Origin of the sequence: Pseudohongiella acticola, assembly GCF_001758195.1 — a bacterium.
Lineage (GTDB): Bacteria > Pseudomonadota > Gammaproteobacteria > Pseudomonadales > Pseudohongiellaceae > Pseudohongiella > Pseudohongiella acticola.
Map to the genome: position 1 here is coordinate 1,115,019 of NZ_MASR01000001.1, position 22,034 is coordinate 1,137,052.

Consider the following 22,034-nt stretch of genomic DNA (forward strand, 5'->3'; position numbering starts at 1 on the left):
TTCCCATGAAAATGCGATTCATTATGCTCTTGTTCATAACCCTGCTTAGCACGCCCGCCTGGGCTGCGCTGCAGACCGTGACACTTTCGGTGCCCGGCATGACCTGCCCTACTTGTCCGATTACCATCAAGGTGGCTCTAGGCCAAGTGGAAGGCGTCTCGCAGATCGACGTGGACTATCGAGAACGTGAAGCCGTGGTCACCTTCGACGACGCCCAGACATCCGTGGCGGCGTTGACCGAAGCCACCACCAACGCCGGCTTTCCATCGACCCTCAAATCCACGAACGCGAATGACAACGACTCATCTCAGTAAGGAAAGCCCTCATATGAGCGATAACAAAACCCTGCATATTGCGGTGATCGGCAGCGGCGGGGCGGCCATGGCGGCAGCCCTGAAGGTGGCCGAACGCGGAGCACGCGTTACCCTGATCGAGCGAGGCACAATCGGCGGCACCTGCGTGAATGTCGGCTGCGTGCCCTCGAAGATCATGATCCGCGCCGCGCATATAGCGCATCAGCGAAAGGAAAGCCCCTTCGACGAGGGATTGAGCGCCCGCGCACCTGTGGTGGATCGGGCGAAACTGCTCCAGCTACAGCAGGAACGTGTCGACGAGCTGCGTGATGCCAAGTATCAGCGGATTTTGCGCGACCACTCAGGCATCACGGTCCTGAACGGTGAGGCCCGCTTTCTCGATGCCAATCACCTGGCGGTCAGGCTGAATGAAGGTGACGAGCAGAGCGTCCGCTTCGATTGTGCTTTCATCGGCACTGGCGCCCGCCCGGCGGTGCCGCCGCTACCAGGGCTGGCTGAAACGCCCTACCTGACTTCCACCAGCGCAATGACACTGGAGGCTTTGCCAGAACGGTTGATTGTAATCGGCGCCGGATTTGTCGCTTTGGAGCTGGCTCAGGCTTTTGCCCGACTGGGTAGCCAGGTCACTGTCCTGGCCCGCAGCCATCTACTATCCAGTGAAGACCCTGCAATCGGCGAGGCCATTGAGGCAGCGTTCAAGCGCGAAGGCATAGAGGTGCTCAGGCAGACACAGGCCAGCCGTGTGGAATACACCGACAATGAATTTAGTCTCCACACCAGCGCTGGCACCCTGCGGGCAGATCAACTGTTGGTGGCCACCGGACGGACCCCCAATACCGAGGCCCTGAACCTGGAGGGTATCGGCGTGGAAACCTCCCGTGGTGCGATCCAGGTGGACGAACAACTTCAAACCACGGTCCCCGGTGTCTATGCCGCCGGTGACTGCACCGGTCAGCCGCAATTTGTTTACGTCGCCGCTGCCGGAGGCAGTCGGGCTGCTGTCAACATGACGGGAGGCAAGACAATCCTGGACCTCAGCGCCATGCCAGCCGTGATGTTTACCGACCCTCAGGTGGCCACCGTTGGCCTGACAGAAGCCGAGGCAATCAATCGAGGCTTCACCGTGGATACGCGTGTGCTGGATCTGGAGAATGTACCGCGCGCGCTGGTCAATTTCGACACCAATGGTTTTATAAAGATGGTGGCCGATCGCGACTCAGGAAAGTTGCTGGGTGTGCAGGCGGTAGCGGGAGATGCCGGTGAACTGATTCAGACGGCGGTAATGGCGCTGCGCGCGGGAATGACGGTGCAGGCTATCGGTGATGAGATGTTTCCTTATTTGACCATGGTGGAAGGCCTCAAGCTTTGCGCTCAGACGTTCACCAAGGATGTTAAACAGCTATCTTGTTGCGCTGCGTAGGAGAGTGTACGAGGTTGCATGAAATCATCCTTGAAATCGGTAATAAAGGAAGACAGTATGTTCAATAACTTGTCTAACATGATAGTCCGCATTGGTGACAAAGCTGGCTTTAGCGGGGCCCTGGTTGCAGGAATAGGATGTTCCGCGTGTTTCCCCGCACTGGGCGCTATAGGCGCGGCTTTGGGCTTAGGATTTCTCAGTCAGTGGGAATCGGTACTCGTGAGCTGGGTCATTCCGCTCATAGCCGTTCTGGTGATGGTCGTCAATGTGTTGGGGTACTTCAGTCACGGGCAGTGGCCTCGTGCAGCGCTGGGGTTGATTGGCCCGATATTAATATTGATCGGAGCCATAACGATGAGTGAATGGTATTTCTATCCGGGGCTTGGATTCATGCTGGGTGTCTCGGTCTGGGATATGGTTTCAGCCCGAAATAAACGATGTGAACCGAAAAACACGGGGGGCAGGTGCGAGCACAACGAGGAGAAAACAGGTGACTGACCAAACGTATGATTTAGTCGTGATTGGCACCGGCACTGCCGCCACCGTCACCGCGTTTGGTTGCCGCAAAGCCGGTCGGTCGGTAGCCATCAATGACCATCGGCCTTATGGTGGCACCTGCAGGCTGCGCGGCTGTGACCCGAAGAAGAAGCTGATCGCGGCCACCGAGGTAATCGATGGCTACGAGCGCATGAAATGACACTCCGCTGAAGTCGCCAATCTTCGGAAAAGCTCATAGAACGAAAACTGGAGGAACTATGACTAAGATGTTCGAGAAGCTGTTTTTTCTAATGCCAGGACTCTTAATGCCCACTCTTATTCTTGCCCAAGAGCCCGATCGCATGGGCGATGGCATGATGGAAGGCTGCATGATGCCGGGCATGGGTATCTTCATGGCAGTTATCTGGGTTTTTCTGATTGTTCTGCTGGTGGTTGCCATCTTGGCACTGATCAAATATTTAAGGAAAAAGTGATAAGCTGGAAAAGTATCTACTGGCGCATTGGGTTGAACGCTATAACGCGACTCATCCACATAAGGGCCTTGAAATGAAATCGCCACGCGAATATCGTGTGCTATCGATGGAGATATCACAATCATGTTGGCAGCCTGATAAGCAATTGAGCGAGCACATTTCAAAGTTCTCTGCTGCCCACTAAGCTGTAGCAATGCCAATCTAGCCGTTGATTTCCTTTGAACGTATCTACGAAACAGCGACCCAGCAATAGGGGCTTAGTTTCAAAGCAAGCGCAGCACTGATCGTGTTGCCCAGAAAACAACCCCTGCCATCAGATAAGGAGTTATAACTGAATCTGGTGTTCAGGGAGGTTGAAAAGAAGCGACGTATCTGGTTGATTTGTTGTCGCCAAACAAGTCAATCAACACGAGGAATACGCCGCTATGGACAAGAGTAACGTTGTTGGGTTTGCAGGTCGAGAGAAGATTGCCGATCCGTTGACACAATTACTTCGTCAAGGTGCCCGAGAATTGATTCAACAGGCCGTAGAAGCCGAGTTGTCAGAGTATTTACAACAATTCACAGAACGACGACTGGAAGATGGCCGTGCCGCAGTTGTGCGCAATGGCTACCAGCCGGAGCGCGACATTCAGACGGGAGTTGGACCCGTGACGGTCAAGGTACCTAAAATTCGCGCCAAAGATGGTAAACCGGTCACCTTTCGCTCAGCGCTGGTACCGCCGTATGTGCGCAAGACGCGTTCGCTGGAGGCTGCTCTGCCGTGGCTGTATCTGAAAGGCGTCTCGACGGGCGAGATGGACAATGCATTGCAAGTGCTGGTGGGCCCCGAAGCCAAAGGTTTGTCCGCCAGTACCGTGGCACGGCTGAAACGTCAGTGGGCGCAGGAGTATACCGCCTGGCGACAATCTCGGCTGGACAGGGATCGTTGGGTGTATCTGTGGGCTGATGGTATCTACAGTGGCCTGAGGGCCGAGGATACCAAGCTGTGTGCGCTGGTGATCATTGGTGTTAATGAACGCGGTCAGAAGCATTTTTTGGCCATTGAGGACGGTGTTCGCGAGTCGACACAGAGTTGGCGTGAGGTGTTGCTTGATCTGAAAGCCAGGGGAATGAATACACCCAAACTGGCCGTTGGTGACGGAGCGATGGGCTTCTGGTCGGCATTGGATGAGGTGTATGGTGCGACCCGTCAGCAACGGTGTTGGGTGCATAAAACAGCCAATGTGCTGAACGCGGCCCCCAAGTCAGTACAGCCGAAGATGAAGCAGGCGCTTCATGAGATCTGGCAGGCGGCAACGCGAAAAGAAGCCGAGGCGGCTTTTGAGCAGTTTGAGCGCATGTACGAGGCAAAGTATCCCAAAGCGGTGCAGTGCTTACACAAAGATCGTGAGGAGTTGATGGCGTTTTATGATTTTCCAGCCAAGCACTGGCAGAGTTTGAGAACGACCAATCCTATCGAGTCGACATTCGGTACGATCCGTCACCGGACGAAACGCTCAAAGGGCTGCCTGAGTCGAGACGGTATGTTGCACATGATCTATAAGTTGGGGGAATGTGCTCAGAAGAACTGGCGCAAACAGCGCGGGTTTAATTACCTGGCCAAGGTGGTCCAGGGTGTGAAGTTCAGGGATGGTGAAGAGGTGATAACAGCTGACCAGAAAGTCGCTTGATCAAATGCCTGAACACCAGATTTGACAATAACTCCCCGACCGGGACCTGACCTATAAAAACGACTTCCCCGACGTACAGGTCAATGTGGGTTACAACGAACTGTGGAATGCCAGCGACCTGCGCCTGCAGGTGGGCGTATCAGTCAACATACCCCTGGATTTTGGCAAGCGCTCTGCACGCAAAGCCGCGTCAGACTACCAACTTAACAGTGCCCGAACCGACATCCAGTATCTTCACAATCAGCTGCTTGCCGAGCTTGAACAAGCACTATCACGCGCCGAGGAAGCCCAACACGCCATCGAGTTGTGCCGTGAGCAGTTGATACCTATCGCACAGCAATCACTGACAGCGTCACAGTCTGACTATCAGGAGGGCATCGCGGATTTCTCCAATGTTATTCAGGCTGAGCAGGCCCTGCTTGAGGCCCGACTACTGTTATCCCGCTCCATGGCCGACCAGTATCAGGCCCATGCAGAAATAGATCGACTGGTAGGCGGGCGGCTTTGGCCCTTTGAGTTCTCTGGTCACTAAAACTGCGGCATCTGCTGAAGAGAGAAGAATCATGAACACACGAAACATGTTACTTGCCGGAATCGTAGTCGCTGCACTGATTTTGGTAGCTGCCTATTTCATTTTAATGCCCCAGCAAGCCAATATCTCTGCTGAGCATGCATCATCGACAACAAGGCAGCCCCTGTATTGGGTCGCCCCGATGGACCCGATTACCGACGGGATGAGCCCGGCCTCTCTCCCATGGGTATGGACCTGGTGCCAGTCTATGACGAGGGTGACGATGGCGCCGATGTCACCATCTCCCCCACTGTGCAGCAGAATCTGGGCGTACGTCTGGGGATAGCAACAATGGGCGAGTTCCGGCAGCAGGCTGATGCTGTGGGTTATACCGCGTGGGATCAGTCAACTATTCAGATGCTGCACCCGCGCGCCGAGGGCTGGCTGGAACAGTTCAATGTGGCCAGCGTCGGTGATCGTGTCAGCGCTGGCCAGATCCTGTATCAGCTTTTTTCACCGCGACTGGTCAGTGCTCAGCGCGAATACCTCAACGCCGCCGGAAATGCCGTTCTTCGCAAGGCGGCTGAAGATCGACTGCTTGCGCTGGGTGTGACACCGGCGCAGGTGACGGAACTTGCCAGCAGCAATGAAGTCAGTGCCCAACTAGCCTATCGCGCCGAATCAGATGCGGTGGTATCGGCCATTGGCGCCCGCGAGGGCAGCTATGTGACACCGGCAGATACCATTCTGACGCTGGCCTCACTCGACCGGATATGGCTGGATGTCGAAGTACCGTCCACCGCCATGTCCTGGATGGAGGTGGGCTTGCCGGTCACTGCCGAATTCCCAGCATACTCCGCCGAACAATGGCAGGGTCAAGTCGCACTTGTCTATCCGGAACTTGATCCTGTCACCCGAAGTTTGCGGTTGCGGCTGGAAATCGACAATCCGGAACACAGGCTGAAACCCAATATGTTTGCCAGCGTCCAGGTGGAAGGCCCTACTCGACACAACGTCGTCAGTGTGCCAACAGAAGCGGTGATCCGCTCCGGTCAGGGTGCCCGGGTGTTGCTCGCCGCAGGCGACGGTCGTTTCACGGTAAAGCCGGTTCGCACCGGTGTGACACGCGGTGACCGGATTGAAGTCCTGGACGGGCTGAGCGATGGCATGCAGGTCGTTACATCGGGTCAGTTTCTGCTGGACTCCGAAGCTAATGGAGAGCAGGCAATGGCAAGACTTAACGCCGCTGGCTCTGATTCTGACCTCGACCCGGAGCAGGTCAATGACCAGCAAGAAGACACTGGCACCGCCCCGGCCACGCTGACCGGCACCGGGACTATCCAAAGCATCAGCGACAACCGCGTGACGCTGGACCACGGTCCCATACCTGCTCTGAATTGGCCTTCAATGGTCATGGGATTCCAGATCATGCCCGGCGTTGATCTGTCTGATGTCGCCGAAGGCGATCAGATCGAATTCGACTTTATGCCGATGTCTGCCGGCGGCTACAGCATCACGGCGCTGCGCCCGGCGAAAACGTCAGGCCCGGGAGACACGCCATGATTGAAGCTGTCATTCGCGCCTCCCTGCGCAATCGCGGGCTGGTACTGGTTGCCGCCCTGCTGTTGACCATTGCCGGGTTGCTGAACCTGCGCACCATGCCAGTCGATGCCCTGCCCGATCTATCTGATGTCCAGGTCATCATCCGTACACCTTTTCCGGGGCAGGCACCGCAGGTGGTCGAGGATCAGGTCACCTATCCGCTGACTACCGCCATGCTGTCGGTGCCCGGTGCGGAGACGGTGCGAGGATACTCGTTCTTTGGTGATTCCTACGTCTACATCATTTTCAGCGACGATACCGATCCCTATTGGGCGCGCAGCCGGGTACTGGAATACCTGAGTCAGGTCAGCTCGCGCCTGCCTGACGGCGTGGCACCGGCGCTGGGGCCCGATGCCACCGGTGTCGGCTGGGTCTACGAATACGCCCTGGTGGACAGAAGCAATCAACATGATCTGTCGCAATTGCGCGCCATTCAGGACTGGTTTCTGAAATACGAACTGCAGACCGTGGCAGGTGTGTCAGAAGTTGCGTCAGTCGGTGGCATGGTCAAACAGTACCAGGTCATTGTTGATCCGGATCGGCTGAGTGCCTATGGCCTGACGCTGTCTGCGGTGAGCCAGGCGATTCGGGCCGGCAACCAGGAAGTGGGCGGCTCAGTCATCGAGATGGCGGAAACCGAGTTTATGGTGCGGGCCACCGGTTACATTCAGGGCCTGGATGATCTGCGGGCCATTCCGTTAAAAGTCACACAGGACGGCACTGCGGTGCTGCTGGGTGATGTTGCCCGCGTGCAGACCGGCCCGCAGCTGCGCCGGGGTGTTGCCGACCTGAACGGTGAAGGCGAAGTGGCTGGAGGAATCGTGGTCATGCGCTCCGGTGAAAATGCCCAGGCAACCATCGCAGCTGTCAAGCAGCGCCTGGATGAACTGCAGGCAAGCCTGCCAGAGGGGGTAGAAATAGTTCCCACCTATGATCGCTCAGAGCTGATTGGTCGATCAGTCGACAACCTTTACAGCAAGCTACTTGAAGAATTTGCAGTGGTCGCCTTTATCTGCGCGCTGTTTTTATTCCATTTGCGCTCATCACTGGTTGCCATTGCCACACTGCCGCTTGGGATATTGGCGGCACTGCTGATCATGCGCGGCCAGGATCTTAACGCCAACATCATGTCACTGGGCGGTATCGCCATTGCCATTGGCGCGATGGTTGATGGCGCCATTGTCATGATCGAGAACGTGCACAAACATCTGGAGCATGATCCCGAAAAGGCAAAAACCGATCGCTGGGGTGTCATTGCCAGGGCCTCTGCCGAAGTGGGTCCTGCCCTGTTTTTCTCACTGCTGATCATCACGTTCAGCTTTCTGCCGGTGTTCACCCTGGAGGCCCAGGAGGGGCGTCTGTTTGCGCCGCTGGCGTTCACCAAGACTTACGCGATGGCTGCCGCCGCTATTCTGTCAATCACTGTGGTGCCGGTACTGATGGGTTACCTGATTCGAGGCAAGATACTACCGGAAAACAAAAACCCGGTAAATCGACTGCTGGGCTGGATTTACCGGCCCGTGATCGGCATGGTCATGCGTGCGCCCTGGGTGATGGTCGCCGCCGGTATCCTGGTGATGACTTCAGCGATCTGGCCGCTGTCCCGACTCGGTTCGGAGTTCATGCCACCACTGGATGAGGGTGACTGGATGTACATGCCCACCACCCGACCTGGACTGTCCATCGGTGAGGCCACCCAGTTGCTGCAGCAGACCGACCGGCTGATCAAGTCTGTGCCGGAAGTAGCACAGGTGTTCGGCAAGATCGGCCGCGCCGATACCGCCACCGATCCGGCGCCGCTAAGCATGATAGAGACCATCATCCGCTTCAAACCTGAGTCCGAATGGCGCGAGGGCATGACCATTGAGCGCATCCGCGAAGAGATCCGGCGCACGGTGGATCTGCCAGGCGTCACCAATGCCTGGGTTATGCCGATCAAGACCCGTATCGATATGTTGGCCACCGGTATCAAGACACCGGTGGGTATCAAGATCGGCGGTCCCGAATTGCCGGTCATACAGAACATTGGTGCGGATATCGAGGCATTGCTACCGCAGGTGCAGGGAACCGCCAGCGTGTTTGCCGAACGGGTCGCCGGCGGGCGTTATGTTACCGTGGATATTGACCGGGCGGCAGCGGCCCGCCATGGCCTGAATATCGACGAGGTGCAGGCAGTTGTTTCGTCGGCGATCGGCGGCATGAATGTTTCCGAAACCATTGAGGGCCTGGAGCGCTTCCCGATCAATGTGCGCTACCCGCAGGAAATCCGCAACTCGGTCGATGCCATCAGGGATCTGCCCGTATTAACATCGCAAGGGGCACGCATTCGTCTGGGTGACGTGGCACATATAGAAATACAAGACGGACCACCGATGATAAAGAGCGAGAATTCGCTGCCTACCGGGTGGGTATATGTGGACATCGCCGAGCGTGATATTGGCTCTTATGTCCAGGCCGCACAGCAACACCTGGCGGACAATCTGGCCTTGCCCGCTGGCTATTCACTGACCTGGTCCGGACAGTACGAATACATGGAGCGGGCCAAGGAGCGGCTGACACTGGTGGTACCGCTGACCCTGCTGATAATCGCATTTCTGCTCTACATGGCGTTCCGCGGGCTGGCGGAAGTCTTGATCATCATGGCCACGCTGCCCATGGCGATTGCCGGCAGCAGCTGGCTACTGTGGTGGCTTGCCTTCGATCTGTCGGTCGCCGTCGCCGTTGGGTTCATCGCCCTGGCAGGTGTGGCGGTGGAAATCGGTGTCATCATGCTGATCTATCTGAACCAGTACCGCGCACGCTACCTGGCTGAGGCACGTGAACAAGGCGGCCCGACTGTGGAGGGCTTACGGGATGCAATTGCCAAAGGCGCACTGCAGCGGCTGCGCCCTGTGGTCATGACCGTGGCGGCCATCACAGTGGGCCTGTTGCCGATCATGCAGGGGCACGGCACCGGCGGTGAAATCATGCAGCGCATAGCAACACCGATGGTGGGCGGCATGATCAGCACCCTGGTGCTGACCCTGCTGGTGTTGCCTGCAGTGTATTTTTTATGGCAAAGGTGGCAACTGCACTCTGAACTCCTGAAGTAGCCGCACGCAAGGCAAGGCCCCTTCAGCATCATCAGGTGGGGGCTGCCTCACCATCGGAGTGTTTCCGAACGCCATAATTAATCGTGAACATAGGACTGTTATTGTGGTCATGGGAATTCCCGCAAACTCCCGCATTCTAACGGTTTCAAACCCGAGGACAGTCTACCTAAAGGATTTCAAACCATTGTTATAAAAGGAAATATTGGCGCACCCGGAGAGATTCGAACTCCCGACCAAGTGGTTCGAAGCCACCTACTCTATCCAGCTGAGCTACGGGTGCGTAGGGGCGGCATTATATAGGGATCTGTGGCGCAGGTCACCCGTCTGTGGGCAGATTATTCACTGTCTTCCTGATATAGCCTGAAATCGTTGCGGCCCGCGCGTTTTACCTGGTACAAAGCGGTGTCGGCCTTCCTCAGAAGATCCTCAGCGGTGTCAGGGCTGCCGGGGTCATAGATGGCAATTCCTACACTGAGCGAGACCTTCAACTGCAGGAGATCGCTATCAAATTCCTCACGAATTGCGCGGAATACCTTGCGGGCAACCAAAGCAGCGTCCTCAGGCGCGCTGATTTCTGACAACAGCAAGACAAACTCATCACCGCCCTGACGGGCCAGGGTATCGGAGTTTCTGACCACAGCACTCAACTTGTCCGCGATCCATTTCAGCAGGTCGTCTCCTACATCGTGACCGTACTCGTCATTTACCTGCTTAAAATGGTCTACATCGATAAACATGAGCGCAAAAGAACGTTTATGTCGGCGGCTCAATGCCAGGGTATGGTTCAATCGCTCCTGCAGTAGCCGGCGGTTGGGCAGCGCGGTCAGCTCATCATGGCTAGCTTGGTGGGCGACACGTTTCTCAAGTCTCTTGCGCTCGGTGATATTCTCAATTTGAGAGACATAGTGCTGCGGCTGCCCTTTATTGTCTGTCACCATGGAGGCGCTGAGCACAATCCAGATGAGAGAGCCATCCTTGCAGAAATAACGCTTTTCCATCTGATATCGGGGTATCTTACCGGCGGTGAGCGCTTCCAGGTGCTCAAGATCCAGCTCCAGATCGTCCGGGTGCGTGATATCCTGAAAGGTGAGTTGCAGCAGCTCGCTTTCTTCATACTGCAACATATCCAGCAGCGCCTGGTTTACTTTTAACCACTCGCCCGCCAGCCCGACCAGAGCCATGCCCACAGCAGCCGATTCAAATGAACCACGGAAGCGCTGATCGCTTTCGCTCAGCGCCAGCTCCAGTGTCTTCAGACGGTCGATGTCGGTATGGGTGCCGATAGTACGGGCAGGTTTGCCATCTTGGGTCCAACTGACAATTGCCCCCCGGGTCAGGATCCAGCGCCACTGGTCATCGCGGGTCTTCAGACGATGTTCAACGCTGTAGTTATCGCTCTTGCCGGAAATGAAGTCAGCGATCGCGGCCTCCGCGCGAGGCCTATCGTCGGGATGAACCAGACGCTCCCATTCCGAGAAATCATTCCGGATCTCATCGTCCGCAAATCCCAACATGGATTTCCATTCAGTATTAAAATTCACTTCATTGGTGACATTGTTCCAGTCCCAGACGCCGTGCCCGGCACCCGAGAGCGCTGATTTCCAGCGGAATTCGGTTTCGGATAACTCCTGATTCATGACTTCCGCTCGGACTTCTGCACGTTCACGGCTTGTTGACAATGCCCACGTCAGCAACGCCATTAAAGCAGTGAAAAGAGTACCTATAAACAGCACCAGTCCTGGCTCGGTGTTTTCGTGCGGCTGAATAAAGCTACTATCTGCTGAGAACCTGACAGTCCAGGTACGCTGGGCAAATTCGATCTGCTCTGTGCGCAGGAAAGGCAGACCGGTTGCCTCCAGCGTTTCGTTTGATGTTGCATATAATTGCGCATCGCTATTGATGTCGGCCCCGTCGTAGAGGCCCAGCGCTACCGGGGACTCGTCCAGCTGAATACCCTGCATCAAAATGTCCATGCTGAAGGGTGCATATACCCACCCCAGTAGCTCATCAACATTAATCTCAGCATCGTTGATCTCGCCTTGATAGAGAGGCAGATACAACAGAACTCCGGCAATCGGACCGCGATCAACATCCTGTACCAGGCTTACTTTGCCGGATAACGCCAGCTCACCACTGACCCGGGCTCTGTCCATCGCCTCGCGCCTGACTGGCTCGGAATACATATCGAAACCAAAGGCGTTCAGATTATTGCCACTGAACGGCTCGATATAGACGATGGCAGAGTATTGATCACGATCACCGGAGGGGGCCACGGTATAGTCCGGAAAACCGCTGGTTCGGACATTGGTGATATGTTGATCCAACTGGTCTGGGGCTATATTCAGCGCGTAGGCAATACCCAGAATCCCGGGGTAATTCTCTTCCAGATTAAGCTCGTTAGTATACGAGCGAAATTCCTCGCGGCTGACATCGTCCGAGGCAATAAACAGGCCCTTGACTCCCCTGAGCACCTGCCCGTAAATAGCCATTCGTTCCTGAATAAGCTCCAGGCTTTCACTGGTCGCATCAAAAAAGCGGTCCTGATCTTCATCATTCACGACACTGACTGCATTTCGCCAGGCCAGTGATGTCAGCAATGCCCCGAAGGCCAGAACGGCAACCGTTAATGAAGAGATTCGCGTGACACGAAGCCATTTACTCGAAAAAGACTTAGCTCTGTTTATCATCATCCAGGCTCAATTGACCGACACGCCGCGCACAATGACTTGCGCCTGTACAGTCTGTGGATCAGTTTCCGCCGGCAGCGTCAGCCCGGAAGCAACATCACGCGCCTGCCCGGCAGCAAGACCACGCACGGTGACGGCACGGCGCACGCCTTCTCTGCCCACTGACGCCTGCAATTCGAGTTCGATCAGCACCATGGGCACGGGCGCCCTGTTCAGCACCCGCACCTGAATCTGCCCACCGGCACCAACAAAGGCCTGCGCCTGAATGTAGGCGCCGGGATTGTCCGCCACATCCAGACGTATGTAAGCGGCCTGAGCCTGCTCCCCCAATTGACCGGGTGCGCTGGCCGCCTGTTCAAAATACTGTTTGGCAAGACCCCGGTCGTTAGCAGCCAGGGCCATGGTGCCCAGCTCGTTCATCGCCAGCGCTGTTGGTAACAGATCGACGCTGGCCTGCAGATCTGCCCGTGCCTGTCGCTCGTTACCCTGCCGGGAGTAGGCCAGGCCACGTCCCAGATAATAGTCGAAATAGGCATCATCCCGCGCCAGTGCCTGATTGTAAGTGTCAATGGCAGCACTGTATCGACGCTGCATCAGGGCGATATCGGCTTTCAAACCATAAAACCGGGCTTCTTGCGGCAACATGGCAATGGCGCTGTCCAGTTTCTGCTCGGCCTCTTCAACCTTGTCATCACGCACCAGGGCATAGGCTTCGTCAAAGGCTTCATACGCGGGCTGGGTTTCGCGTAACCGGGCGGTGCGCTGCTGGTAGCGTTGTTCACCCAGTTCACCATCGGTGTAACCTTCCGTCCTTAACTGCGCCGTCAGTTCGCGGTTGTTTTGCACCCGTTCGGTGGACGCCGGGTGACTGGCAAACAGCCCGTCAATCCAGCCTGGGGCATTGCCTTCCGACAGTCGCACAAAGGTTTCTTGCAGGCTGACTGCTGCAGCCGGATCGTAGCCCGCTTCGGCCATATACCGGGTACCATACAGATCACCTTCGCGTTCGGCATCGCGGCCATAGCGCTGACTGACCAGTTGCGCACCAAGCTGGGCCCCGCCGACAATAAAGCCACCGTACTCATTATCACTCACCGCGACCGCGACCGATGTCGCCAACAGCGCACCCTGCAGCAACATGCCGCGCTCCATGGACTGGGCTCCATGACGCGCGGCCGAGTGCACCACTTCATGCCCCAACACCGCAGCCAACTCAGCCTCATTATCCAGCTCCGTTAACAGGCCCCGGTTGATGGCAATTTTGCCACCCGGCAGCGCCCAGGCGTTGGGTACAGAGCTGTTGAGTACAACAAATTCATACGGCAGATCGCGCGGACTCTGTGCGGCTACCCGCTGGCCAACTTCACTGACGTAGGCCGTCAGCTCAGTGTCGATATTCCACTGCCCGCCCTGGCTCTGCTGAGTGGGCAGGTAATTTTCTTCACCCAGGTTTATTTCCTGGCGTTCGGAGACAAAGGTCAGTTCCCGGTCACCGGTCACCGGGTTTTCAGCGCAGGTGGTCAGCACCACTGCCAGCGCAACCATGGCCAAATGTCGCCATATCGATGGCTGGACCCGTGCATCGTCAGTCATGTCGGTGCTCCCGGAAAGTGAGATTGAGGTGTAATTGTAATCTGCACGGCGGTGATCAGCAATCGCCTCAGCTGACGCGGCTCTGACACGTTCTGTTGCAGAACCGTGCTTTCTAGGGCGCAACAAACACGGTAATATTGTGGTCTGACCTGGCAACACCATCGAATAATTAGAAAAACCCCCAGACTTGTCACCATCATCCGAATTCAGGAAAGAGGAGAATCCGCTTGATCAGATTTCTGCTGCTCATGTTATTACCCATTTTCGCATCCGTCAGTGCCCACGCACAGACGGCGTCTGCCGAACGCGGTGCCACCCTGTTTCAGTCGGAATGCGCTCGCTGCCACGTGCAGGCCGACATTGAAATGCGCATCACCAATGACTGGCTGGGCCTGCCTGCCAATGAGCTGCATAGCCAGATCATGGCAACCATGCCTGCGGAAACGCCCGGTTCCCTGAGCCCGGACGAATATCTGGATTTGACAGCCTATGTCCTGCAAATGGCCAATGCCACCGAAACCGGCAGCGGCATGAGCATCGCTCAGCTGGCGGGTTTCAACATTGCGCGCGGCGCTGCCGGTGCCGGCCCGGACTATTACCCCTGGACCAGCATGAACGGCGGTTTGAACTCCAATCGCTACTCACCTCTGGAGCAGATTAATGCCGACAATGTTGGCGAGCTGGAAATTGCCTGGACCTGGAGCGGCGCTAACTACGGCCCACGCCCTGAAGGTCTGAACGTCACCTCTCCCATCATGATCAATGGCGTGCTGTATGCCACCGTTGGCACCACCCGTAATGTGGTGGCCATTGACGCCGGCACTGGCCAGACCCTGTGGATGTGGCGTCCGCTGGAGGGCGAGCGCTTTGAAGAGTCACCGCGCAAAAATTCCGGCAAAGGTGTTGCCTATTGGTCTGATGGTGAACAGGAAACCATATTTGTGGTGACGCCGGGTTATTATCTGGTAGCCCTGAACGCAGAAGATGGCCGCATGGTTGAGTCGTTTGGCAACGGCGGTACACTGGACCTGATGGACGGCATGCGTTTTAGCGATGCCCGTGAGGACCGTGACATCACTCTGACTTTCCCGCCCACCGTGATTGAAGATGTGCTGGTCGTGGGTGCCGCGCACCAGGTCAGCATGCGTCCGCCAACCGCCGACAATGTCAAAGGTGATGTGCGTGGCTTTGATATCCGCACCGGCGAACTGCTGTGGACACACCGCAATATTCCGACCAAGGGTGAAGAAGGCTATGACACCTGGCTTGAGGGCTCCGCTCAACATACCGGCAACGGTGGTGTCTGGACAGCCATGTCGGCCGACCCTGAACTTGGCCTGGTTTACCTGCCCGTGGAATCTGGCACCGGTGATCGCTACGGTGGTGACCGCCCCGGCAGCAATCTGTTTACCGGCTCCGTGGTAGCGGTTGATTACCGCACCGGCGAGCGCAAATGGTATTTCCAGCACCTTCGCCACGATATCTGGGACTACGACACGCCGTCCGCACCGGTGCTGGCTGACCTGCCCGATGGTCGCAAATTGCTGGTACAGATGACCAAACAGGCGTTCGCCTACGTACTGGATCGCGAGACCGGTGAGCCGATCTGGGAAATGCAGGAGCGTGCGGTGCCGCAATCCGACGTTCCTGGCGAATGGACCTCTCCGACCCAGCTGTTCCCGACGCGCCCCCCGGCCTACGACCGCCAGGGTATTAGTGAAGACGACCTGGTCAACTTCACCCCGGACATTCTGGCCATGGCCAAAGAAGCAGTGAAGCCTTATCGCATGGGGCCTTTATTCCAGCCAGCGTCGCTTGCAGATGCCGACGACGGCACCATTGGCACACTCAGCCTGCCTGGCACACTGGGTGGCTCCAACTGGGAAGGCGCAGCTTATGACCCGGACACAGGCATGCTGTACATCCCCTCTCGCACCGACGTGGCGGTATTGTCACTGGTTCCGGGTGCAGAGTTCTCCGACGTTGACTGGATCCAGGGCCCTGCCCGCACTCCCAACGTCGATGGCCTCCCTATTGTGCAGCCACCGTGGGGCCGGATCACTGCGCTCGACCTGACCACCGGTGATATGGCGTGGTGGATCGCCAATGCGGACACACCTGATCGCATCGCCAATCACCCATTGCTGGAAGGGCTCGAGATTGACCGCACTGGTATCCCGACTCGCGCGGGTCTGCTGGCCACCAAGACACTGCTGTTTGCCGGTGAAGGCCAAGGCGGCAACCCGATCTTCCGTGCTCATGACAAGGCAACGGGCGAGATCGTCGCCGAGATCGATTTGCCAGCGTCTCAGACCGGCCTGCCCATGACTTATGCTCATCAGGGCAAGCAATACATCGTCATGTCGGTCAGCGGTAGCGGCCCGGCACAGTTTGTTGCATTGACGTTGCCGGACTGACCTCAGACTGGACAGACCCCGCAGACCGCAAGGGCTGCAAACAAAAACGGCGCCTACTGATGGCGCCGTTTTTGTTTGCCCGGAGACAGGATCGCCCCGGACGGCTTAGACATCAAGGTGATATTTTGATATAATTATCACGTTTTCATTATTCATAGATAAAAGTTATAGACATCCGATGCTGTTATGGTCACGTAGCAATGTCGGGTACATTAATTCTCATAAACAAAGGGAAACTGACTGTTTGTTATGACTACTTTTCAAGAAGCGCCAGCGCTTCAAGAAAGACCCGACCCCCGACAATCCATCCAATTGCGCCCCCCGACATCGGAAGACGGCGCACCTGTCCATAATCTGATTCGCAAGAGTGCGTTTCTGGACGATAACTCCCTGTACTGCTATCTGGCTATCTGCACACATTTTTCGCAGACCAGTGTTGTTGCCACTATGGGTGAAGATATCGTCGGCCTGGTAACTGCCTATATTCCGCCTGAACAACCAGACACTTTGTTTGTCTGGCAGGTCGCCGTTGATACGGTTGCGCAGAAGCAGGGACTGGCTGGCCGCATGTTGAATGCAATCCTGGCCGCCGATGCGTGCAAAGCGGTTAAATTTGTGGAAACCACGGTTACCAGCGACAACGCCGCCTCGCGTGCGATGTTTGCCTCTCTGGCCCGACGCAACGATTGCGGTATTGATGAATCTGTCATGTTTGACCGGCAGACTCATTTTCTCAATCTGCACGACACCGAATACAAGTTGCGCATTGGCCCTCTTAGCAAAGACACCCTTGATGGAGAACAGAAATGACAGACATTTTTAAAGACATCGAATCTGAAGTACAAAGTTATGCACGGGCATTCCCGGTCATTTTTGACAGAGCTCAGGGCGCCTATCTGTATGACACTGACGACAAAGCCTATCTGGACTTCCTGGCCGGCGCGGGCACCTTGAATTACGGTCACAACAACCCGGTCCTGAAAAAGGCCCTGCTGGAATATATCGAGCGTGACGGTATTGCTCACGGCCTGGACATGCACACCAGTGCCAAAGAAGAGTTTCTGACCAATCTCAATGAGCTGATTTTCAAGCCACGCGACCTCAACTACATGGTTCAGTTTACCGGCCCGACTGGCACCAACGCGGTTGAGGCAGCGCTGAAGATTGCCCGCAACGTAACCGGTCGGCATAACATTGTTGCCTTCACGAACGGCTTCCACGGTGTATCGCTGGGCGCCATGGCTGCCACCGGTAACTCACACCACCGTGATGCTTCCGGCATTCCGCTGGGTGGCGTGACGCACGTGCCCTACTCCAATTATATGGGTGAAGAGCTCGACACCGTGAAGTTGCTTGAAAACCTGCTGGAAGACTCTTCCAGCGGTCTGGACAAGCCGGCGGCTGTCATTCTGGAAACAATCCAGGGTGAAGGTGGCCTGAATGTGGCCAGCAATGAATGGCTGCGTGCTATCGAGAAGTTGTGTCGTAAACACGAGATCATCCTGATTGTCGATGATATTCAGGCGGGTTGTGGCCGTTCCGGCAACTTCTTCAGCTTTGAAGAATCCGGCATCAAGCCGGACCTGGTCACCCTGTCGAAATCATTGAGCGGTTATGGCCTGCCGTTTGCGGTAACGCTGATCAAACCTGAGTATGACACCTGGAAGCCGGGTGAGCACAATGGCACATTCCGAGGCAACAACCACGCCTTTGTAACTGCCAACGCTGCACTCAAGGAGTACTGGTCGGACGATACGTTTGAAAAAGATGTGCAAAAGAAAATTGCACATTTGACCACGCGACTGAAAAAGATTGCCGGCAAATACGACAAGAAGCTGATCAAACAGAAAGGCCGCGGCTTTATGCAAGGGTTGGAATGCCGTGACGGCGATCTGGCCGGCAAAATCTGCAAGTACTCGTTCAGCAAAAGCCTGGTCATTGAAACCAGTGGTGCCGACAGCCAGGTGGTTAAATGCCTGTGCCCGTTGATCATCACCATGGAAGAACTGGATAAGGGTCTGGATATTCTGGAAGAAGCCGTTGCGCACACCTTCCAGAAAGAGCTCAGCATTGCGTCGTAAGGCGTAGCTGGCATCTGATATCCGCCCGGAAACAAACAAAAGGATGACAACATGATAGTAAGACAGCTACAGGAGTGCGAACAAAGCGATCGCAGCGTGAAGTCGAAAACCTGGCAGAGTGTTCGTATGCTGCTGGCAGACGACAACATGGGATTTTCGTTCCATATCACGACCATTTTCGCTGATACCGAAACGCACATGCATTACAAGAATCATCTCGAGTCGGTGTACTGCATCTCCGGCAAAGGTGAAATCAAGGATCTGGCTACCGGTCAGACGCACCAGATAACGCCCGGAACGCTGTACGTGCTGGACAAGCATGACAAGCATATTCTTTATGCGTTTGAAGAACTGAGCCTGGCATGCGTTTTCAACCCGCCGGTCACCGGTCGTGAAGTGCATGATGCAGATGGCGCCTACCCGGCTTCGTCGTAAACGTCCCGGTTTGCGCTAACGACGGCGCCAACCCTGATACAAAAAAAGCCCGCCCCCGGTACGACAGGGGCGGGCTTTTTTTTGCGCTGGCAACCACTAGAACGCGGTCAGGCCAGTCACCGGAACAATGCTGGACACAAGGATCAGATAAGCCAGATTAAACAATAACAGCCCGTAGTGGACGCTGCGATTCTTCGTGAATAGCAACCAGATGACTGAAAATGTAACCAGCACGGTACCCAGGGAGCGACGCTCCCAGGTGTCAGCGAAATCAGGTAACAAGGGGTCTGATGCACGTGACAGCACCAGGAAGATGATCACCATGCAGAAAAACCAGTTCTTGGTCTGGAGATAATGCGCCTCCAGATCCATCTTCTGGTAAAACCGCAGCTCCGGCGTCAACACAAAGGTCAGCAACACCATCATGATGGGGGCTGCCAGAAACAGCACCATCGGCGCAACCTTGGTGAAGTTGTAGGCCTGATACTCCCAGAACCCCAGGTAGTGGTAAGTAATGATGATCAGTAACCACACCGACCAGCCGGCCAGCAACCAGGGGTGACTGACGCGGTGCCGTGCTCGAATGATTTTACCCCAGCCCATCAGCAGTTCGGCCATGGCAAACGCGACCACAACCGAGACAAACATCATGATGAACTCGAATTTTGACACGCGAGTTACTCCTGATCACGTTCCGTCAGAAACGTGGCCATGGCCTGTTGATTCAGGGATTCGGCCTTGTCCTGATAAACGATCTGCTCAAGCAAAGCGGCGAGCGACTGTTTAAAGTCATCGGGGTGCAGGTAGGCCGCAACGTGTCCGTCATCAGTTGCCAGTGCCCGCTGTTTCAGATCATGGCGATGATCTTCGCTAATGATGATGACCGGCGAGTGCTCGCGCAGAGGGCTTTTACGCTCCATGGCACGCAAGCGGTACAGGAACTGGTCACGAGGCTTTTTGTGATTGTTCCAGCCGGTAATCACGCAGGCAAGTTTGTTGGTCAGCCAGCCAAAGCCGCGGTCATATTGACGCACAGCATCCATGGCATTGGCTTCGTTATAGGTATTGATACTGGTGTACCGGCCGGTAATACCAATCTCGGCGGCAACATCGTCAACCAGGCGGTTATCAATGTCGTAAATCAGAATGACAGGTTTGAAACGCATCGTGCCCTCGGGCTTCTCTTTATTGTTTTGTGACTGCAGTCTTTAACGTGAGCTTTTCATAAACACGCTGGCCGACACCGGATCACGGGTGGTTCGGGTGCGATTGGCTGCCACCGAGCTGTCTTCGTAACCAAATGCCAAGCCAAACAGTATACGGGTTTCATCACCCAGCCCAAAGGCTTCACGCACCAGTGCCGGGTAGTTGCGCATGGTGCCCATCGGACAACTGTGGACACCGTTGGCCACCATGGCCAGCATCAGATTCTGCGCGTACATGCCAACATCAAGCGCGACTGTGGTGCCAAATGCCTTGTCCATGCCAATAAAGGCCATGTAAGGGGCATCAAAAAACTCGAAATTGCGTAGTACCGCGCGCTCGCGCCCTTCCCGGTCATTTCGCTCGATGCCCATCTGTGAATACAGGGCAACAGCACACTCGACCTGTCGCTTGCGATACTCTCCGGCAAAATCGCCGCGATATTCGTAATCCGGTTCAACCGGTTCGCGGGCAATCACGCGCCGCTGCATTTCGGCACTGAGCTGATCACGCAGCTCGCCGGTGGCAACAAACACCTTCCATGGCTGTACATTGCAATTGGACGGAGCCAGTTGCGCCAGCTCAAAAATCCGGGTCAGCACATCATCCGGTATCGCATCCGGCAGGTAGCCACGAACCGAGCGGCGTTGGTGTATTGCGTCATGAAGCGTCATGTCAGCCATCAGCTTAACAACTGCCCGCCGTCGACATCGACGGTCGTTCCGGTGGCGTATCCGTTGAGCATCAGGTAGACCAGCGCACTGGCAACCTCTTCCGGACGCCCAATGCGACGTACCAGCTGCCCCTGCGTCATGGCCGAAACCCGTTCTGTCTTTTCGGAGCCCATCCAGTCAAACAGCGCGGTATCAATAATGCCGGGGGACACCACATTGACCCGAATCGGGCTGAGCTCTACCGCCAGACACCGAACCATGTTCTCTACGGCCCCCCCGACACAACTTAGTGCTGACATATTGGGCTTGAAACGCCGCGCCGGCGCCCCGCTGACAAAGGTGATGGTGCCATCCTGGGCAACAAAAGGTGCACCGATGCGCGCGACTTTGGCGTAACCCCACAATTTGCCGAATGCAGCCTGAAACTGCTCTTCGCTCTGTTCGATCAACGGCTTCAGCGTACGTGTGCCGCCGGTTGCGGCTGACACCAGATGGTCAATGCGGCCTATATCTGTGAACAGGCGTGTCATGGCTGCGTCATCGTGTGTATCCAGCTGTACCAGCTCGACCTTGCCTGCAGTGGCCTCACGCGCTTTTTCCATGTGCTCGGCAGAGCGACCACACGCCCAGACCCTGGCACCCAGCTTGCTGGCGGCAATGGCCGTGGCCAGACCAATGCCCGATGTGCCACCAATAACAACAACATTTTTCCCGTTCAGCACAGTTTCTGGTGCCTGCATAAACCTTCTCCAACGTGATTAAGCAATGCCGCGATATTAGCACAATTGCCCATACACCTGCCTGCGCTCCTGACACAGTGTCAAAAACCGTGAAGCAACGCACACCTTTAGTCCACCTGGGCAGTTGCCAAGCGCTATAGAACAAGGATAATACACAGCGTTATTCTCTTGCCTGAATACGTTCAAGATCGACCCTGATAGTCGACCGCAGGCAGGCATAAAAACCAATATGAGGCTTTTTGTATGACCCGCTCCGTAATCCACATGGCTGCCAGGCACACTCGCCGGATCGCCAATGCCCGCCTGCCCTTGCTGGCAGCCGCCGCTCTGTTACTCGCAGCCTGCGGCAACAGCTGGGTGCAGGTGACCCCCGAGGGCGAACGCGTCAGCCTGGCCACCGCTGCCGACGTCGGCAACTGTCGCCGCATTGGCGCCGCCAACGTCAACGCTCTGGACAGTATCGCCTTTGTCGATCGCGGTGCTAACCGGCTGCAGGAAGAACTGGTTAATCTGGCCCGCAATGAGGCCGGCGCAGCCGGTGGCAACCGTGTGGTACCAGAGTCAACGATTGAGGAAGGCCGTCAGACCTTTGGCATTTATCAATGCTGAGAGCACTGATGA

At 56.1% G+C, this 22,034-nt stretch carries 20 protein-coding genes and 1 tRNA gene; 14 read left to right on the forward strand and 7 right to left on the reverse strand.

Annotation, left to right across the window (positions count from 1 at the left end; all coding sequences use genetic code 11):
- Nucleotides 1-5: 5 nt before the first annotated feature.
- From merP to PHACT_RS04655, 9 genes are all read left to right on the forward strand, one after another.
- Nucleotides 6-314: a mercury resistance system periplasmic binding protein MerP gene (gene merP / locus PHACT_RS04615; protein WP_068810623.1), complete on the forward strand. Its 309-nt coding sequence runs from the start codon at nt 6-8 to the stop codon at nt 312-314.
- A 13-nt stretch (nt 315-327) separates the two neighbouring features.
- The gene (gene merA, locus PHACT_RS04620) at nt 328-1,734 is read left to right on the forward strand and encodes a mercury(II) reductase (RefSeq protein WP_070116119.1); all 1,407 of its coding nucleotides are present in this window, start codon (nt 328-330) and stop codon (nt 1,732-1,734) included.
- Nucleotides 1,735-1,791: 57 nt separating this feature from the next.
- The gene (merC, locus tag PHACT_RS04625; protein WP_068810621.1) at nt 1,792-2,232 is read left to right on the forward strand and encodes an organomercurial transporter MerC; all 441 of its coding nucleotides are present in this window, start codon (nt 1,792-1,794) and stop codon (nt 2,230-2,232) included.
- Entirely contained in the window at nt 2,225-2,431 is a 207-nt protein-coding gene (locus PHACT_RS04630) for an FAD-dependent oxidoreductase (RefSeq protein WP_068810620.1), read from the forward strand. Before merC ends, PHACT_RS04630 begins: the two co-directional genes overlap by 8 nt.
- Before the next feature lie 58 nt (nt 2,432-2,489).
- A complete protein-coding gene (locus PHACT_RS04635) occupies nt 2,490-2,705 on the forward strand; it encodes a hypothetical protein (RefSeq protein ID WP_068810619.1) in 216 nt (71 codons plus the stop codon).
- Between the two features lie 425 nt (nt 2,706-3,130).
- Nucleotides 3,131-4,378, forward strand: a complete 1,248-nt coding sequence (locus tag PHACT_RS04640) for an IS256 family transposase (protein WP_070116120.1) — start codon at nt 3,131-3,133, stop codon at nt 4,376-4,378.
- Nucleotides 4,379-4,424: 46 nt separating this feature from the next.
- On the forward strand, nt 4,425-4,910 hold the full coding sequence (locus PHACT_RS04645) for a TolC family protein (protein ID WP_083264345.1): 486 nt from the start codon (nt 4,425-4,427) through the stop codon (nt 4,908-4,910).
- A 168-nt stretch (nt 4,911-5,078) separates the two neighbouring features.
- Nucleotides 5,079-6,452 carry an efflux RND transporter periplasmic adaptor subunit gene (locus tag PHACT_RS04650; protein WP_139141441.1) on the forward strand — a complete coding sequence of 458 codons (1,374 nt, stop codon included), beginning with the start codon at nt 5,079-5,081 and terminating at the stop codon, nt 6,450-6,452.
- A complete protein-coding gene (locus PHACT_RS04655; RefSeq protein ID WP_070116123.1) occupies nt 6,449-9,583 on the forward strand; it encodes an efflux RND transporter permease subunit in 3,135 nt (1,044 codons plus the stop codon). The genes PHACT_RS04650 and PHACT_RS04655 overlap by 4 nt, the downstream gene beginning before the upstream one ends.
- 203 nt (nt 9,584-9,786) lie before the next feature.
- On the opposite strand, the gene PHACT_RS04660 is transcribed toward PHACT_RS04655, so the two are convergent.
- The 3 genes from PHACT_RS04660 to PHACT_RS04670 all read right to left on the reverse strand — a co-directional run bounded on the left by PHACT_RS04660 (nt 9,787) and on the right by PHACT_RS04670 (nt 13,863).
- Nucleotides 9,787-9,863: transfer RNA gene (locus PHACT_RS04660), tRNA-Arg, on the reverse strand.
- A 55-nt stretch (nt 9,864-9,918) separates the two neighbouring features.
- Complete coding sequence (locus tag PHACT_RS04665; protein WP_083264346.1) at nt 9,919-12,273, reverse strand: sensor domain-containing diguanylate cyclase; 2,355 nt, start codon at nt 12,271-12,273, stop codon at nt 9,919-9,921.
- A 6-nt stretch (nt 12,274-12,279) separates the two neighbouring features.
- On the reverse strand, nt 12,280-13,863 hold the full coding sequence (locus tag PHACT_RS04670) for a M48 family metalloprotease (protein ID WP_070116125.1): 1,584 nt from the start codon (nt 13,861-13,863) through the stop codon (nt 12,280-12,282).
- Between the two features lie 227 nt (nt 13,864-14,090).
- Between PHACT_RS04670 and PHACT_RS04675 the strand changes: the two genes are divergently transcribed.
- The 4 genes from PHACT_RS04675 to PHACT_RS04690 all read left to right on the forward strand — a co-directional run bounded on the left by PHACT_RS04675 (nt 14,091) and on the right by PHACT_RS04690 (nt 18,796).
- The gene (locus PHACT_RS04675) at nt 14,091-16,280 is read left to right on the forward strand and encodes an outer membrane protein assembly factor BamB family protein (protein ID WP_070116126.1); all 2,190 of its coding nucleotides are present in this window, start codon (nt 14,091-14,093) and stop codon (nt 16,278-16,280) included.
- Nucleotides 16,281-16,529: 249 nt separating this feature from the next.
- On the forward strand, nt 16,530-17,090 hold the full coding sequence (gene ectA / locus PHACT_RS04680) for a diaminobutyrate acetyltransferase (protein WP_070116127.1): 561 nt from the start codon (nt 16,530-16,532) through the stop codon (nt 17,088-17,090).
- Nucleotides 17,087-18,361, forward strand: coding sequence for a diaminobutyrate--2-oxoglutarate transaminase (gene ectB, locus PHACT_RS04685; RefSeq protein ID WP_070116128.1), 1,275 nt, complete (start codon nt 17,087-17,089; stop codon nt 18,359-18,361). The genes ectA and ectB overlap by 4 nt, the downstream gene beginning before the upstream one ends.
- Nucleotides 18,362-18,412: 51 nt before the next feature.
- Nucleotides 18,413-18,796: an ectoine synthase gene (locus PHACT_RS04690; RefSeq protein ID WP_070116129.1), complete on the forward strand. Its 384-nt coding sequence runs from the start codon at nt 18,413-18,415 to the stop codon at nt 18,794-18,796.
- A gap of 96 nt (nt 18,797-18,892) precedes the next feature.
- Here the strand turns inward: PHACT_RS04690 and PHACT_RS04695 are convergent, their stop codons facing one another.
- From PHACT_RS04695 to PHACT_RS04710, 4 genes are read right to left on the reverse strand one after another with little or no spacing between them, the layout of a single operon-like run.
- The gene (locus PHACT_RS04695) at nt 18,893-19,468 is read right to left on the reverse strand and encodes a hypothetical protein (RefSeq protein ID WP_070116130.1); all 576 of its coding nucleotides are present in this window, start codon (nt 19,466-19,468) and stop codon (nt 18,893-18,895) included.
- A gap of 5 nt (nt 19,469-19,473) precedes the next feature.
- Nucleotides 19,474-19,962 carry a hypothetical protein gene (locus PHACT_RS04700; protein ID WP_070116131.1) on the reverse strand — a complete coding sequence of 163 codons (489 nt, stop codon included), beginning with the start codon at nt 19,960-19,962 and terminating at the stop codon, nt 19,474-19,476.
- A gap of 42 nt (nt 19,963-20,004) precedes the next feature.
- Nucleotides 20,005-20,682 carry a nitroreductase gene (locus tag PHACT_RS04705; RefSeq protein WP_070116132.1) on the reverse strand — a complete coding sequence of 226 codons (678 nt, stop codon included), beginning with the start codon at nt 20,680-20,682 and terminating at the stop codon, nt 20,005-20,007.
- The gene (locus PHACT_RS04710) at nt 20,682-21,413 is read right to left on the reverse strand and encodes an SDR family oxidoreductase (protein ID WP_070116133.1); all 732 of its coding nucleotides are present in this window, start codon (nt 21,411-21,413) and stop codon (nt 20,682-20,684) included. The genes PHACT_RS04705 and PHACT_RS04710 overlap by 1 nt, the downstream gene beginning before the upstream one ends.
- A gap of 243 nt (nt 21,414-21,656) precedes the next feature.
- Between PHACT_RS04710 and PHACT_RS04715 the strand changes: the two genes are divergently transcribed.
- Nucleotides 21,657-22,022: a DUF4156 domain-containing protein gene (locus PHACT_RS04715; RefSeq protein ID WP_083264347.1), complete on the forward strand. Its 366-nt coding sequence runs from the start codon at nt 21,657-21,659 to the stop codon at nt 22,020-22,022.
- The last annotated feature ends 12 nt before the right edge of the window (nt 22,023-22,034 follow it).